Below are 15748 nucleotides of genomic sequence, written 5' to 3'. Positions count from 1 at the left end.
AACAATTCTGCGAGCGTTTTTTTTCATTAGGTCACCTCTCAGTCGTCCAGATTTGTTAACAGAAGGGCAACCAACACGTGTATCTGCCTCTTCCGCGGTGTATAATGATCTCAAGGCATTAGCCTCGGATAAGGTCGTACTTTTTCCTGTGTTCTGGAGAAGAGCAGTGTAAATCTGCTTAAGATGTTGCGGAGTAAGGAGTTTAACATGCCTAAAAAAATTGCCCCTGCCTTTTATTTTATTGGCAACCATACGGTCTTGGACTTTACAAATACGAAAATTGCGGTTGATGGAAAGCCTGTAGATTTACTGGAGAAGTTTTCGGATGTGATGGGCTGGTTGTCCAAAGCGGATCTTCTTAGTAAAAAAGAAATGGAGGAATATGAACAACGATGGGGGAGTGGCGGAGAAGGAGAACCGGTCGTGACGGCTGCCAGAGCGCTCAGAAGCAGTTTGTTGGCCATGATTCAAAAATGCAAGGAAGAGGACAAGGCTTCAGAGGAAGATATGGAGCGCATTAATAGCCTTCTTACGGATCAGGTCATTACAACTAGGCTGGTTAGAAAGGATAGCCGATTTACTAGTGAAAGACATGTTAAGATCCAAAAGCCGATCGATCTTCTCATCCCCATTGCAGAGGCGGCAATCGATTTTTTCAGTCATTACGATCTTCATCTCGTAAAGAAGTGCGAGAATCCGGATTGTGTGCTTCACTTTTATGACAACAGCAAAAACAACACCCGCCGATGGTGCAGCCAAAAAACGTGCGGCAACCGAATGAAGGTGGCGGCTTTCCTGGAAAGGCGTCGAAATCAATAAGTAAGCGTAGATGAGTCTTAGAATTATTTCTAAGGCTCATTTTTGCGTTGTTTTTATTAATACCCAAAATTAATGTTTGCAAGTTAAAATGTTTAATGTATAATACCCATATAGCCTTTATGGAGGTTAAAAAAGGGGGTGAGAAAAAATGAGCAGCGTGTACCATGCAGGAGAATTGACTGTACAAAAGCTAGCTGGTGCGGATATCGTTGCACAACATAATGGTACGAACATAACTCCTACTATTTTCAAAGGGGCGATGGCATTTCTAAGGACGCAATCACTCATCATAGCGTCATCCGTTGATTGGGACGGAAGAGTATGGAGTTCGTTTCTAACTGGCGAACCGGGGTTTATCGACGTAAAGTCTGAGGCAGCGTTAACCATAACATCCAGCCCTGTTACGAGCGATCCCTTGGTCGGGAATTTGTTATCGAGTCCTGAGATCGGCTTGCTGGCGATTGATTTCAACAGAAGGATTCGAATGAGGATTAACGGAAAGGGAGAATTCGATGCGGATCGACGATTGGCGGTATCAACGGAGCAAGTGTATGGAAACTGCCCGAAGTACATACAGAAAAGATCGTTGCAGCCAAGTGGCGGTTTCCATAGAACTCAGATGTCCGCGCATCGAAGCTACCATGTAAGTCCAGAACAACAAGAATGGATTCGCAATGCGGACACGTTCTTTATTGGGAGTATCAGCTCGGAAGGGAACGCTGATGCTTCCCACCGGGGAGGTGCTCCCGGATTTATAAAGGTTGTCGATGAAAACACGCTGCTTTTTCCCGATTATTTCGGCAACTCTATGTTTAATACCCTCGGGAATATTTATAGTAATCCGAGCACCGGTCTTTTATTTATTGATTTTGATACCGGCCACTCCCTGCAGCTAACCGGACGATCCCAAATCATATGGGATGAGAATGAAATTTCCTGTTTCTCGGGGGCGGAACGGTTGGTTCGATTTGAGATCGATGAGGTTCTGTATACGGAAAACGGCACGCCGATCCGTTGGGATTTTGTAGAGTTTTCCTCTGCAAATCCAACGTTGCAGCGTAATAATTAAAATTTGAGGAGGAATTGAAAATGGCAACAGCAAACAAGTATGTGATTATCGTTCAAGCGAATCAACAGGATGTAGGCAAAGCGGTTCATGGATTATTGTATGGACAAGAGCTGCATGATGAGGGCTTTGAAGTAGAAATCCTTTTTGACGGGGCTGGGACTGAATGGCCAAATGAACTCAGTAAGGCAGATCATCCTTTTAACGCGTTATATAAGCAAGTTATGAAGTCGGGGATCATTAAAGGCGGATGCCAAGCTTGTTCCGGATTCCACAATATTGAAGAGGAAATCCAAGAAGCAGGGGTCTCGCTGGTAGGTAATGAAAAGACCGGAGGACATATTCCATTTGCTCAATATATAAAAGACGGATTTTTCCCCATTATTCTTTAAGCACAGAATCGAATATAAGACATATAGCAGGCTGCCTCGGTGGCCTGCTTTTGTGCTGCCAGATCCCGAGCCGCGGACACTGACAACATTCTTGTAGGGCCTAAGAAATAGCATTTTGTCAAAAAAGGAGCGCCTCGGTATGATGGGTTTGTCAAAGGGTTTATAACCCAACATCATCAAGGAGGCGCTCTTACTATGAGGTTAACAATCAGACGGACAAAATCAACACATTGAACGAATACACATTTGACCTTGTTGTGGGTATCGAGCATAGTGAAGGAAACCATGTACCCAAGCGACCAATTTTCGCTGCATCATACTTAATCATGGGGAAGAAGAACACAATCTTTGGCTAGCTGAGGACATCTGTCCTTCCCCAAGTACCTGAATCTATTATTTAATAATGGATAAGTCCAAATGAAGGAGAAATAAAACATGAGAGGGAATGTATTTGCTTTTTTAGGCGGAGCCTGTATTACACTGCAAGGAGTAGCCAATTCCCGGATTAGTCAGGATATTGGCACTTGGCAAGCGGCGACGGTTACCCAGTTAACCGGATTCATGATGGCCTTACTTATCCTGATGTTCGTCCGAGATGGAAATTGGCAAGGGCTTAAGCAAGTGAAGCCGTTATATCTAACTGGCGGCGCCTTAGCCGCGGTCATTATCTTCAGTAATGTCACGGCTATTCAGCAGATCGGTGTTACCTTTACTATATCTGCTCTTCTGATTGCCCAGCTGTGTCTGACTTTTTTAATCGATAGTAAAGGGTGGTTCGGCGTGGTGAAGAGGAAGATGAGGCTGCCGCAGTTCATCGGTATCGGAATGATGATGGTCGGTGTAATTGTACTGAAATTTTGATCGATCGAACATTCCGGATTGTGACGGATGAAAGGATAGAGGTGAAACCGGGTAATGAAAGAAATTCAAGATCGTGAGCAATTGAATCGTTATTTGCATGCTTATCAGTTGGAATCCACATTTAATGAAGCATTAATACCGCATTTGTCGCTATTCATCTTTGATCAAGGGGAACTCATCTGTTCCCAAGGAGAACCTTCAAAGTATCTGTACGTGCTTGTAAAGGGGAAGATTAAAATCTATACCACTTCGGCAGAAGGCAGAACGCTTGTTATCTCTTTTAAAACACCGCTTGAGGTTATCGGGGACATTGAATATATACAAGGTATCGACATTATCAATACGGTTGAGGCGGTATCGTCTGTATGTATGATCGGTGTTCATCAGCACTGGTTGAAAAAATACGGCAGCGATTATTCCCCGCTGCTGCAATTTTTATTGGAAATAATTACAAAAAAGTTTTTTATTAAATCCAATTCCCTGAGTTTCAATTTGATGTATCCGGTGGAAGTGAGATTGGCAAGTTATCTGCTGTCTGTATCCTTTGATGAATCTGATTCTTTATTTAGAGGGCAACTAAGCACATCCAGTCTAACGGATGCAGCGCACTTAATTGGAACCAGCTACAGACATCTGAATCGGGTCATCCAAAAGTTCTGCACAGAAGGTCTGATTGAGCGCAACAAAGAGTTCATCCTTGTTAAGGATAGAGAAGGATTAAGTGCGTTGGCAAGTCAAAATATTTACAAATAGACTTATTCATTCATGTAGCAGGCAAACAATGCTATACCATTAAGCATCGGAATATAATCAGCAAATGGGGGAGCAAAGGTTATGAATTCAGGTCTAATATTGGCGCTTATCGCGGGTTCACTGGTTGGATTGCAAAATATTTTCAACAGTAAGGTGAATGAACGTGCGGGATCTTGGGCAACAACCACCTTAGTGTTGGGTATGGGATTCGTAGCTTCACTGACTATCGGTCTAATCTTTGAAGGGAAACATATGTTTACCTTGCAAAATATGCATCCCTGGTATTGGATCAGTGGTTTGATCGGAATAGGAGTAGTAATTTGCCTGGTACAAGGGATCAGGCTGCTTGGTCCTACGTATGCCGTCTCTATCATTCTGATATCACAGCTCGGGTTTGCTTTATTGTGGGACTCACTAGGCTGGTTTGGTCTGGACAAGGTTTCTTTTACATTCAACCAGTTGATAGGTGTGCTGGTCATAGTCGGTGGTATTCTTGTATTTAAATTAAGTGGACGTGAAACCCGGAAGTCGACTAAGATGACTTAGAATCAGGGGAGAGACCTAATGAACAATAAAACTGTAGTTTATTTGCTTGCCCTTGCCGTTTTTTTAATAGGAACGATTGAATACATTATCACAGGTATTATTCAAATGGTGGCGATAGATTTGACTGTATCTACATCTGTAGCCGGATTGCTTGTGACTTCGTTTGCTCTTTCTGCAGCAATAGGTGCACCCATTGTAATCGCCCTTACCATTAATTTTGACCGAAAAAAAATATTGCTTGCCATGCTCGCCGTTTTTATATGTAGCAACTTTATGACCTTTTTTAGCTCCTCTTATGGAATGGTGCTCTTCACACGAGTTTTACAGGGAGTAAGTGGGGGGATTGTTACTGTGGTAGCAATGGCGGTGGCTACTCGACTTGTTGAGAAAGAAAAGAGAGGGAATGCAATTGGAATCATCTTAATGGGCCTAAGTAGTTCTCTTGTATTCGGAGTTCCGATTGGCACATTCCTTAGCGATATACTGGGTTGGAGATCCTTATTTATATATATCGGTTTATTGACTCTCATTCCGCTTATCGTAGTCTATAGAAATGTCCCTATTCTAAAAGAACAAGAACCTGTAGCGATTGGTATTCAACTATCAATATTAAAAGACAAGAGAATTGTGACGGCGGTCGTCATAACGTTACTTTATATAGGTGGCTACTCGACTATATTTACCTATTTAACCCCATTTTTACAAGCTTCATCGGACCTCGCAATGGTGGAAATTAGTGGCATTCTTTTTCTTGCAGGTATTTGTAGTTTCATCGGCTCAAGGGTCGGGGGGCTGACAGCAGACAAAAAAGGACCCAAGTTTACGATTTATACTGGATTATCTTTACAGGTAGTTATATTACTTTTTCTAACTATTGTCGGAGGATATTTAGTGGGTTTAATTGCTGTTATATTGGTTTGGATGGGGGCTACTTGGGGTACGTCTTCAGCACAGCAATTATATTTAGTTACACTAGTTCCCAAATCTCCCGATATTGCCTTAAGTATAAATACATCTTTCATTCAGTTGGGATTCGCATTAGGTTCAGGTATAGGGGGTCTTGTTATAAATAATTCATCTGTTTTAAACCTTAGCTGGGTGGGATGTAGCATTGTTATTCTAGCTTTACTAATGGCAATTATGTTATTTGCGTTTGAGCGAAGCTCTAAAAATAATCAACTGACTGAAAATTCTTAAGTGCTTCACGCCAATAAAAATGGCCAAATCCGATCTGGACTGGGGCGTGACTCAGTTCCCGAGCTTTTCCGACGCCAAGAATACAGGCAGCCTATACGATCTCCATGTCATCGCGCAACTGGTAATGGCTGGAGCTAACAGATGTAACTTTTCAACTTGTCTTGAAGAATCCCTTCGAATGGACATCCCAACCAGGTAAACAATTTTCGAGCAGGCTCATCCTCGGGTAGGAAAGCTTCGATTCGAGGATACATGCGGCTGCTGACGGATATATGGATTTGCCGGAGACGAATCGGCATCCATTCGTTTCCTTCACCCATCCGGGCCATCACGACTTTTGATTGCGATATATCGCTTTCGGAATCTGGCGCTTTTCGGCTCCAATACGCTTTAAAATCGTTAATCTCATTAAATTGCCGGATTAAACTGAGGTACCAGGCATCATAACGGGAGTATATATTATTCTGCTTGAAAGTTTGAATACCGTATACCGCGTGCGATTCCCATAGTTGAAATGCAGTAGCATCAAAAGTGGAACGTGAACGGATTGGATATTCGGAATTAAAGTGAAGATGGATCATACTCCTGTGCTGGGGGGGAAGTTCTTCGATCGGTATCTCATATAAAAGACAGAAGGCTTTATTCGCTTCAACGATTTCGAATTTATGGGTCGCGATAAATGCCGGAAGAGGAAGTGCGTTCATAATCAAATGAGACTGTTCCAGTGCGAGTTTCAACGAGCGCCCTTCAAGTTCGTGATGTTCCGGAAGATAACCGGCAGCAAGAAGCAAGTTGTTCCTCTCCGAGGATGTACATTCGAGATAGTTGGAAATCGCAAGTACGGCTTCCCGGCTCGGCAGACGTCGCGAACGATTAGTCAGCAAATTTTTATAAGTTGCATACGCCTCGTCGTTTAGTTCTTGTTGAGTAAAACGTTTCAGCATTGGATGAGATTCTTCCCGGTACTGTTGCCAACGGCTTGTTCGGATCGTTTCGATTTCGCCAAGAAGCATTTTTAACACTTTAGGTTCCGAATGAAGATTCAACTGAACGTCCATATTTCCAACTCCTCACCTAAAGGACCAATAGGTTAGGTGTAGTTTTACACTTGGTCAGAAGTTATCGATATATTATACTGCCCTATAAGAAGCCGGTCAAACCCGGAGCTTTATTAAGGATCTGGAGGAGATAGAGATGGTACGTGCTATTATATCTGACCCACTTGTTGCTGGACGATTTACCATTAGGGAAGTAGAGATGGCGACACCGGCCCCATCAGAAGCAATCGTTCAGGTTAAAGCCGTGTCCCTAAACCGCGGAGAAGTAAGAGACGCGCTAAATGGGGAAATTGCTACAAAACCCGGTTGGGATTTTGCCGGAGTTGTATTGAAGTCTGCGGAAGACGGAACCGGTCCGAAAAAGGGAAGTCGAGTGGTCGGTCTGATCCCTATGGGTGCCTGGGCCGAACAGGTTGCGGCCAGAACTTCTTGGTTAAGCGAAATTCCAGAAACGGTTACATTTGCACAAGCAGCCACATTGCCGGTTGCGGGATTGAGTGCGATGTATGCTCTCCGTAAAGGGGGACTTCTGCTGCAAAAGCGGGTTTTGATTACAGGGTCGACCGGTGGCGTCGGTCTGTTCGCTCATCAGCTCGCTACACTGGCGGGAGCATATGTTGTCGGAACGGCCAGAACGGAGAAGAAGGCTGAATTGGTTCGTAGTGCCGGAGCGAGCGAAGTGCTTGTGGGAGAATCCTATTCTGCAGCAAGCCAGCTCGGGCCATTTCACCTGATCTTAGATACGGTGGGAGGAGATATCCTGGCGGGTCTTCTTTCGCAGCTGGTATCCGGAGGAATCTGCGTGACGATGGGGTATTCCAACTCTCCATACGCTTCCATTGATGTTAGAGATTTAATCCATACGGGAGGAACTACTTTGTATGGGCTGTTCCTATTGGAGGAGTTAAACCGCTATTCGGGAGCCGATGATTTGCGTCTTCTTGCACAGTTGGTCGCAGACGAAAGGCTTCATCCCCGAATTGAAGTGGAAGCATCCTGGAAAGAGATTCAATCGATAGCCACCCAGTTGATGGAACGGCAGTATACCGGAAAGGCAGTTCTGCATATAGACGAGTAAGATAAGTGAGAAATCGCTGCTCTACGTACATTCCGCCCTATTCAACAAGCGTCGTCAGGATGGGATCTAGGGATAAACCGAGTTCGGTTAGCGAATTATTCCGATAAAAATAATGAAGCCATGCAAAACGAAGGGTAGGGAATCACATGAAAATCGAACTAAATCGTCAAATCCTGCTGATTAAACGTCCGACGGGAGAGCCAAGCGAATCAAACTTCAGCATTGTTGAACAACCGTTGAAACCTCCCGGAGAAGGAGAAATGCTAATTCGCATCTTGTATCTTTCCGTTGACCCATGGCTTCGTTTTTTTATGAGTGAAGTAACCCCCTTAATTCATCCAAGTCCGTTAAATGAAATATTTGGCGGAGAAGCCGTCGGGGAAATAGTAGAATCCAATCTAACAAGCTTTAAGGCTGGCGATATTGTCAAAGGATTCTTCGGTTGGCAGGAATATGTACTATCGAACGGTAATCATGTTGAGCGAATCCTGCCTAATGTATCCCCGATTACATCGGTGCTTGGTTTACTGGGGACAAGCGGCTTAACAGCCTATTTCGGGCTGCTCGAGATCGGTAACCCGGCTGCAGGTGAGACTGTCGTCATTTCAGGTGCAGCCGGCGCTGTTGGATCAACTGCCGGACAAATTGCCAAGTTGCTTGGCTGCCGCGTCGTTGGTATTGCAGGCTCGGACAGCAAGGCCCAATTTCTGCTGGATGAGCTTGGCTTTGATGCTGTAGTCAATTACAAAACGGCTGCCGATATTACAACAGCACTTCAAGAGGCTTGCCCAAACGGAGTTGACATCTATTTCGATAATGTCGGCGGAAACATTACAAACAACGTAATCACACTGCTGAACAGATACGCGAGAGTCGTCGTTTGTGGTCAAATATCTCAGTATAACGATCGTTCAGTTGCTCCAAGCCTCAATCTGCCTTTTGAAATGTGGAAGAGAAGCGCACAAATGAAAGGTTTTATGATGCATGATTATGAGAGACAATTCGAGCATGCACGAAGCAGGTTATTAGAGTGGTTACAGGAGGGCAAGCTGCGGAACGTTGAGCATATTATCGAAGGTTTCGAAAATACACCCCAAGCGTTAATTGACTTATTCAATGGGGAGAATATCGGCAAACTAATCGTAAAAGTCGCAAATTTGCAAAATTTCGAATCAAAAATAACGAAAGGATAATTTGATTTATATGAAGACAATCGGCTTTATCGGTATTGGAATGATGGGAATACACATGGCGACCCGGTTGCATAAAGCAGACTATAAGTTAACCGCATATGATCATGATAACGAACGAACAAAGCCTCTTGCTGATATGGGCGTTCGAGTAGTTGATTCAATAGCTGAATGTGTAAAAGAACAGGATATTATTATAACGATGCTAGCGAATGATGAGGCTGTTACACAAGTTTTAACAGACGATAATGGTGTTTATCGTCATGTGGAGCAGGGCACAATGGTCGTTGATATGAGCACAATTTCACCGTCTACTTCCAGATATTTAGCTGAATTGGCTGAACAGAAAGGAATTGTTAAACTTGATGCCCCTGTCTCGGGAAGTACCCTTCATGCCAGAGAAGGAAACTTAGTCTTTATGGTTGGGGGAGAACAGAGAGCCTATCAAAGCTTGATCGATATTTTTGAAATATTGGGCAAAAACAGCATTTACTTTGGAGAGGCCGGAAAGGGATCGGAAGCAAAGATAGTAAAAAAACTTTACATTGATACGATAATGCAAGGACTCGTTGAATCCCTTGTTTTGGCCGAAGCATTTTCACTTAATCGAGAGCTTGTATTTCAAATGATTCAACATTCTCCTGCCGCGTCTCCCTATGCCGAATTTATTAAGTAGCCGGGACACATCCAAACCAATGCAACTATCGTATTTGACATTTTGAGGAGGAAATGAATATGAAATACCGGAAATTAGGAAACAGTGGAGTACTCGTATCTGAGCTGTGCTTAGGCACGATGTTGTTTGGAAGTTCGACCGATGCGGAGGAATCGGCGCGAATGGTGCACCGTTTTCTGGATGCCGGCGGGAATTTTATAGATACGGCTGATATTTATACCGAAGGGGTCTCCGAGGAGATCGTCGGGAAGGCGATTGGCGAGCGCAGATCGGAGGTCATTTTGGCTACGAAGGCTGGCATAAGCGTTGGTCCGCATCCGAATGATAGAGGCAATTCCAGAAAGCATATTATGGATGGTGTTGATGCCAGTCTTCGCCGTTTGAATACAGACTATATCGACTTGTTCTATCTGCATGTATGGGATGATCTAACGCCGATTGAAGAAACCTTAAGAGCGCTTGACGACCTGGTCTCATCCGGAAAAGTCCGCTATATCGGCTGTTGCAATTTTCTCGCATGGCAGCTGATGAAGTCACTGGCCTATAGCGATGCCAAGGACTATGCCCGTTTTGTCGCGATTCAGCAGCAGTACAGCTTGGTAAGCCGTGATGCGGATCGCGAGCACATGTCTTTATGTCTGGAGGAGAATGTCGGCATCATCCCATGGGGACCGCTTGGGGGAGGCTTGTTAACCGGCAAATACAACAATATGGAAAAGCCGGACTTCGGCCGATTCTCCTTGGGGCTAAAGGGCGAGTTCGATTACAATAACAAGTTCACACCGAAAAACTTCGAAATTGTGAATGCGGTTAAAGAAATGGTGCAGCAAACCGAGAAGACGTCTTCCCAGGTTGCATTGAATTGGTTATTGGGCAAAAAGGGCATCACGTCCCCGATCATTGGCGCCAGCAGCATCGCGCAATTCGAAGATAACATGGGTGCGGTCGGTTGGTCGCTTACCACCGAGCAGTGGGAGCAATTGGATAGCGTCAGCAGTCTGCCAAGCGAGTATCCGGCACGGATGCAAGAGAGATTCAGACGTACTCTGTAAGGACGAGGAGGGGCGGCTGCGGATCCTGTCGACAGCCTTTGTTCAACGAGAAACGATAGTTGAGGAGCTTCCTGAGTTAGCTCCTTTTTTGTATACCTGAGTTTGGGTATGGAAATTTCGATGATTTGATCAAGACTAACAGAACAATTAATGCAAATTCCGTACTTTTACCTTCTTTTCAGTATACAAAAACCCCGATCATTGGCTTGTCTTCCAAATTGCTCGCAGTACGATTTTAATGATGGAACCCAAGCAAAGAAAATAAGCAACTCCAACAACAAATTGATCGTTATGTGTCAAAACTTAGATTTTAAAGAGGGGGGTCGTCGTCAATAAATTGACGGCTTTTTTTTGTGAGATGGCGGCGAACGATATATGTTCTTGTCATCCGACATTATTCTTGTCCTCGATTTTTTTTTTTTTGTCCAATGACACAAAAGTGCCTACATAAACCAATTTGAAAAAGCTTGAGAAATCAAGCTTTTATTTTTTTATGTAGGGAGATTTGTGTCAGCAAAAAATGCACAAAAGTGCCTACATTGTAGTATTATGACACAAAACTACCAACATTGTAGGATTTCGAATCTTGGCAAGAAACCACAGATGGATCAGAGTTTTGATTAAGTGCGCTGCAGCAACTGATTATCATTATCTCATTCACTTCAGCCAACTTTCAATCATGTTGTAAAAAAATGGGCGTTACAAACTGCATCGTTAAACTAACGGGCAGGATAGCGCAATTGACTTCGCGAATACTTAGTGGATCAAAATGATGGCTCAAGTGAGGAGTAATATAAATGTTTGGGTTTAAAAAAAAGAAAAAGTATAAAATTCCTGCTGATAAGATAAAAAGGCTTATTGCATCTGAAGAAGGATGTATAGCAACTGACAGGATAACAGTCGATGGTAGTAAGGTTGGGTTTATGTACAGAGAAGAACCAAATTCTAATTATCCAGATAGTGGTTGGCGCTTTATGGCTGGCGATGAGGATGATGATTATATGAATAATCCTGAAAATCATTCCGTTTATCAAGTAAACACGATATGTAATTGTGATTCCGATATTATTCCATATCTTGATGCACAGCCAGGAACTGCTTTTATTAGAGATAAAACAGGTAAGTTAGTATTAGACGAGGGTTGGGAAAATCCAGAAGATTGAACTAACGGGGAACGTTAGCTGAATAAGACCCTGCAGCAACTGAATAACTTTATGACAGAGACGCTTAGACATAAACTTAATTGAGGACAGCTTTAAATAGAGATGATGACTTTTAATTCATAAGGAGATAAAACTATGACAAAAAATAAATTACTACGAATGGACAACGTCCTTATCGTCGTTCACGACCTCGAAGCCGTTAAAGCCTTCTTTCTCCAACTCGGATTCGAGTTGGAGGGCGAAACGACCGTCGAGGGCTCCTCCGTAGATCGTCTCATTGGCCTTCAGAACGTCCATGCTACCCTCGTGTTTATGCGTACTCCGGACGGCCACGGACGGATCGAGCTGGACAAGTTCCACACGCCGGATGCGATCAGAACTGGGCCGGAGAAGGCTCCGGTGAACGAACTCGGGATCCGCCGCATCATGTTCGCCGTCGATGACATCGATGACGTGGTCGCGCGCCTGCTTGCCCATGGCGCCGAACTGGTCGGCGAAGTGGTGCAATACGGGGACACGAATCGACTCGCCTACATCCGCGGTCCCGAAGGCATCATCGTCGGATTGAGCGAGCAGCTCAAGTAATAAATCGGTAACTGTTACGCTAATGGGTAACGATAGTTGAACGGCAGCTGCGAAGCAGCCTTTATTACGTTAACTGGCAGAATTGCGAATTACTAAGCAATATAATCCATTACATGTTAATATCGGTGTGTGAATATTATTATTTGACAGGAAGTGATTTTTCTTGGAAGGGATAATAAACTTTAATCTTATTCAAATAAACATTCCGAATTTCAAGTGGAACATGATTTCTTTTATTTTGGAATTGCATTACAAGAGGGATTATAATAAGTATTTTGAGGAAGTATTTGTCCTTGATGTAGGATTTTTAGTTAATAATATAGGCGGTAATAGAGCATTTAAATTGAAAATTAGATTCAAACAAATAGAAGATTTATGTTTTGAAGCTGCGAACGGAACTTTTGTTCAGTTGTCAGGTTTTAATATTATAGATATAAAGGAAGATGGATGGTCAGAGATGAGATATAAAATAAATGATTATGAAGATAACAATTTTCATTTTTTCTGTAATCAAATCGAAGTATTAAGTGTTGAAGAAACCAAAGAAAATTTATAAGATTGAACTAATGGGACACGATAGCACAATTACAAATAAGCTGCCAGCATCAGCGAGGGTCGCGAAATCTCAATAAATAATGAAGAACCTAGATAAAATGAAGAGACCATAGCTCGTTGCTATGGTCTCTTTCTATGAAGCGGTCAGTAAAATTACTAATTACGAAATTCGCCTCACTCACTTCAACTGTCCGTCAACGCCTACCGCTGAACCGTTTGATTGCTTCCTCGGTCACCGGCGCAAAGAGGTTAACCAGGTTGCCGTCGGGATCGCGAAACAGCACAGCACGGTTCCCCCACGGCATCGTGGTTGGTTCCTTTACCCACTCGTCGACAAATGGCTTCAAGCGCTCGTATTCGGCATCGACATCGTTGACGTGGAACTCGAGGATGACAGTGTGATTGTCGGCCGCCACTGCGGAACCAGCGCCGAACAGTTGCACCGTCTGGGAGTGGCCGATCGCCAGGGTGCACGATGGCACAACGAGTTCGGCAAAGACGGGCGCGGGGCGTTCCGCCGAAACACCCATGACTTTCTCATAGAACTTGACGAGACGATCCACGTCATCGGTAATGATGCGTACAGAAGCAAAATTCACGAGATACCATCCTTCCTATAATAACTGATACAATACCGTATCATATCACTTTGGGCCAAAATACTTCGCATTTATCTCCCACTCCTTTACGATTACTAACTCCGATTATAAAAAAACACTACTGACAACTGTATGTCAGTAGTGTTTAAACATTTTTTGGGCTTACTCCCGATTTCGATTTCGGAATGCGTCAGTACACGATATGGTATGGATGTTGCCGCGTTCCCGATCTCAAACTTGGTGTAGTTGTTCAGCAAGTTCATGTCGGTCGAATAGCCTTGCGGTTTTGGCAGCTGGGCATTGAGCTAACGGGCAGATTAGCGAAATAATCGCATTGCTAAAAACAGGGAATCACAGTAAGGCTAGAGCATTGCCAACGATTACTTTTAAACATTGAATCTTTCGTTTAATTTTTTACTGAATAATGGGAAAAATATGCAAGAAAAAACTGTAACTATCTGAGGAATCTTTACGTTATAGGAGTACAAAGTAAACTTAAATAGGGGAAAAAAGATGAAACTAAGATTAGCAACAATTCTTCTCTCTGTCATGATTATTTCGATGACAGGATGCATTGATAAGAACAAAACACAAATTAACACTCAGAATGAACCAAGTCCAGTTGCAGCTAACCCTACACCAACACAATCTGATAATATGATTTTGACAGGTATGGATATTAAAAATTTAATGGAGAAACAAGGGCTATATCTATCTCTTGCTGGCAATAATGACGATTGGATTTTAAACAGTCTAAAACCCGAAAACTATTACTTTACTTGTGGTCCTACTGCGGATTGCAAGTTAGAATATGGAATTTCGATTTATACGTTTAAATCCCAGGAAGAACGAGAAAAAGGCTTTGTTGACTTTAAGAAACAACAGCAAAAGAATGACAACATTAATATTCCAAGTGTTTGGGCAAAAACAAATGCACTTGTTCTCTATTGGCATGGAACCCAGCTAGACCAAATACCAGCCTATGAAGATAAAGTTACAAAAGCTCTGACAGGGTGGGAAAAGAAAAGATAAGCTCTAGTCAAAAAAACATATGAGATGATTCACTAACGAGGAACGATAGCTCCATATATTGAAATATCTAGGCTGCCGGTGATTCACTCGGCAGCCCAATTCAGCAAATGGGCAGATTAGCGTGGTGAACTATAAACTTTTTCCACTTATTTCCGTCTATAATTAAGTAGTCAATAATCATAAGGGGGCGTCTCTTTGCCTAAGTTAATTGGTGCAGCAGCAGTTATTTTGGATTCTGAGGGAAGAGTATTATTGGTAAAACATAGCTATGGTAAAAATAATTGGGATCTGCCTGGAGGAAAAGCTGAAGAGAATGAGTCAGCGGAAGAAACTGCAAAAAGAGAAGTTCATGAAGAAGTAGGGTTAGAAGTCGGAATTGGGCAATTAACTGGTATATATTACGATCCGAACTATGACATGCATCATTTTGTTTTCATTGCGAGTAACGATAATAATCAAATACCTCAGCCAAGCTCGCCTGAAATTTTAGAATGCAGATTCTGCTCAAGAGATGAACTTCCTAAACCGATTAGTGATTTCACATGTAAGCGTATTGAGGATGCATTAAATCATGAAAGACAGCATCTTTTCCATACTGTGGGACCAAGACAGTGGATTGAATAATAAGTTGTTCAACTAAGTTCAATATCTATAGTAACCAGGATAATAATGTACGAGAGGAATGATACAATGTCGATTTCAAAGAGAAAGCAGATTTGGATTATATCCATCACGACATTGTTAGTGATTTATTTGTTTTTCTTTCCCAATCCAACGGCGGAATTAGCGGTTAGGAAGCATTTATTCTTCTCTCTTCATCCAGTAAAGGCTTTCAGTGTTCAAGTTAAGGTGACAGGAAGCACATCGTTTGGTGGAGCTGAATTATTCTTTGTTAATGAAGTTTCAAAATCATTTATCTGGGTGAAGAAAAATTGGTTAGGTTATCGTGTGATTGCTGATGGAACAGGACCATGATTTTTTCGAACAAACTGCTGTCAAATGCCCGTTCAACTAACGGAAAACGTTACTTCAATAAACTATAAAATGAGGCTGCCGCCGCGAAAACGAGTGGCAGCCTCATTAAGCTATCGGGCAGTTTAGTTCGAATAACACAGAAACTTTCATT

19 protein-coding genes are annotated in these 15748 nt (G+C 42.9%); 17 read left to right on the top strand and 2 right to left on the bottom strand.

Translation table 11 applies throughout. From position 1 onward, the window contains the following. Positions 1-207: 207 nt before the first annotated feature. The 7 genes from QFZ78_RS16105 (at position 208) to QFZ78_RS16075 (ending at position 5634) form a co-directional block, all read left to right on the top strand. Positions 208-819 (top strand): CGNR zinc finger domain-containing protein, encoded by a 612-nt coding sequence (locus QFZ78_RS16105; RefSeq protein ID WP_307549009.1) that lies wholly within the window; start codon positions 208-210, stop codon positions 817-819. A 148-nt stretch (positions 820-967) separates the two neighbouring features. Then, the gene (locus QFZ78_RS16100) at positions 968-1888 is read left to right on the top strand and encodes a pyridoxamine 5'-phosphate oxidase family protein (protein WP_307549007.1); all 921 of its coding nucleotides are present in this window, start codon (positions 968-970) and stop codon (positions 1886-1888) included. Positions 1889-1908: 20 nt separating this feature from the next. Next, positions 1909-2277: a hypothetical protein gene (locus QFZ78_RS16095; RefSeq protein WP_307549005.1), complete on the top strand. Its 369-nt coding sequence runs from the start codon at positions 1909-1911 to the stop codon at positions 2275-2277. A gap of 435 nt (positions 2278-2712) precedes the next feature. Then, complete coding sequence (locus tag QFZ78_RS16090) at positions 2713-3138, top strand: DMT family transporter (RefSeq protein WP_307549003.1); 426 nt, start codon at positions 2713-2715, stop codon at positions 3136-3138. 54 nt (positions 3139-3192) lie between these two features. Then, positions 3193-3891 carry a Crp/Fnr family transcriptional regulator gene (locus tag QFZ78_RS16085; protein ID WP_307549001.1) on the top strand — a complete coding sequence of 233 codons (699 nt, stop codon included), beginning with the start codon at positions 3193-3195 and terminating at the stop codon, positions 3889-3891. 81 nt (positions 3892-3972) lie between these two features. Next, the gene (locus QFZ78_RS16080; protein WP_307548999.1) at positions 3973-4437 is read left to right on the top strand and encodes a DMT family transporter; all 465 of its coding nucleotides are present in this window, start codon (positions 3973-3975) and stop codon (positions 4435-4437) included. Between the two features lie 18 nt (positions 4438-4455). Then, positions 4456-5634, top strand: coding sequence for an MFS transporter (locus tag QFZ78_RS16075; protein ID WP_307548998.1), 1179 nt, complete (start codon positions 4456-4458; stop codon positions 5632-5634). Positions 5635-5768: 134 nt separating this feature from the next. Here QFZ78_RS16075 and QFZ78_RS16070 read toward each other — a convergent pair whose 3' ends face one another. Beyond that, complete coding sequence (locus QFZ78_RS16070) at positions 5769-6692, bottom strand: MmyB family transcriptional regulator (protein WP_307548996.1); 924 nt, start codon at positions 6690-6692, stop codon at positions 5769-5771. A 136-nt stretch (positions 6693-6828) separates the two neighbouring features. Here QFZ78_RS16070 and QFZ78_RS16065 point away from each other — a divergent pair, with 136 nt between their 5' ends. The 7 genes from QFZ78_RS16065 to QFZ78_RS16035 all read left to right on the top strand — a co-directional run bounded on the left by QFZ78_RS16065 (position 6829) and on the right by QFZ78_RS16035 (position 12992). Then, a complete protein-coding gene (locus QFZ78_RS16065) occupies positions 6829-7770 on the top strand; it encodes a zinc-binding dehydrogenase (protein ID WP_307548994.1) in 942 nt (313 codons plus the stop codon). 146 nt (positions 7771-7916) lie between these two features. Further along, positions 7917-8963 carry an NADP-dependent oxidoreductase gene (locus QFZ78_RS16060; RefSeq protein WP_307548992.1) on the top strand — a complete coding sequence of 349 codons (1047 nt, stop codon included), beginning with the start codon at positions 7917-7919 and terminating at the stop codon, positions 8961-8963. Between the two features lie 10 nt (positions 8964-8973). Further along, the gene (locus QFZ78_RS16055; protein WP_307548990.1) at positions 8974-9636 is read left to right on the top strand and encodes an NAD(P)-dependent oxidoreductase; all 663 of its coding nucleotides are present in this window, start codon (positions 8974-8976) and stop codon (positions 9634-9636) included. Positions 9637-9695: 59 nt separating this feature from the next. Then, a complete protein-coding gene (locus tag QFZ78_RS16050; RefSeq protein ID WP_307548988.1) occupies positions 9696-10688 on the top strand; it encodes an aldo/keto reductase in 993 nt (330 codons plus the stop codon). 797 nt (positions 10689-11485) lie between these two features. After that, a complete protein-coding gene (locus tag QFZ78_RS16045; protein ID WP_307548985.1) occupies positions 11486-11851 on the top strand; it encodes a DUF2185 domain-containing protein in 366 nt (121 codons plus the stop codon). Positions 11852-11986: 135 nt separating this feature from the next. Continuing rightward, a complete protein-coding gene (locus QFZ78_RS16040) occupies positions 11987-12436 on the top strand; it encodes a VOC family protein (protein ID WP_307548983.1) in 450 nt (149 codons plus the stop codon). A gap of 163 nt (positions 12437-12599) precedes the next feature. Beyond that, positions 12600-12992: a hypothetical protein gene (locus QFZ78_RS16035; protein ID WP_307548981.1), complete on the top strand. Its 393-nt coding sequence runs from the start codon at positions 12600-12602 to the stop codon at positions 12990-12992. Between the two features lie 193 nt (positions 12993-13185). Here the strand turns inward: QFZ78_RS16035 and QFZ78_RS16030 are convergent, their stop codons facing one another. Continuing rightward, positions 13186-13590, bottom strand: coding sequence for a VOC family protein (locus QFZ78_RS16030; RefSeq protein ID WP_307548980.1), 405 nt, complete (start codon positions 13588-13590; stop codon positions 13186-13188). 513 nt (positions 13591-14103) lie between these two features. On the opposite strand from QFZ78_RS16030, the gene QFZ78_RS16025 reads away from it, so the two are divergent. The 3 genes from QFZ78_RS16025 to QFZ78_RS16015 all read left to right on the top strand — a co-directional run bounded on the left by QFZ78_RS16025 (position 14104) and on the right by QFZ78_RS16015 (position 15597). Further along, positions 14104-14622, top strand: a complete 519-nt coding sequence (locus tag QFZ78_RS16025) for a hypothetical protein (protein ID WP_307548978.1) — start codon at positions 14104-14106, stop codon at positions 14620-14622. A gap of 195 nt (positions 14623-14817) precedes the next feature. Next, positions 14818-15246, top strand: a complete 429-nt coding sequence (locus QFZ78_RS16020) for an NUDIX hydrolase (RefSeq protein ID WP_307548975.1) — start codon at positions 14818-14820, stop codon at positions 15244-15246. A gap of 66 nt (positions 15247-15312) precedes the next feature. Continuing rightward, entirely contained in the window at positions 15313-15597 is a 285-nt protein-coding gene (locus QFZ78_RS16015) for a hypothetical protein (RefSeq protein WP_307548974.1), read from the top strand. Positions 15598-15748: the final 151 nt, after the last annotated feature.

Source organism: Paenibacillus sp. V4I5, from assembly GCF_030817255.1.
Lineage (GTDB): Bacteria > Bacillota > Bacilli > Paenibacillales > NBRC-103111 > Paenibacillus_E.
This window is presented reverse-complemented; position numbering and strand designations above follow the sequence as displayed.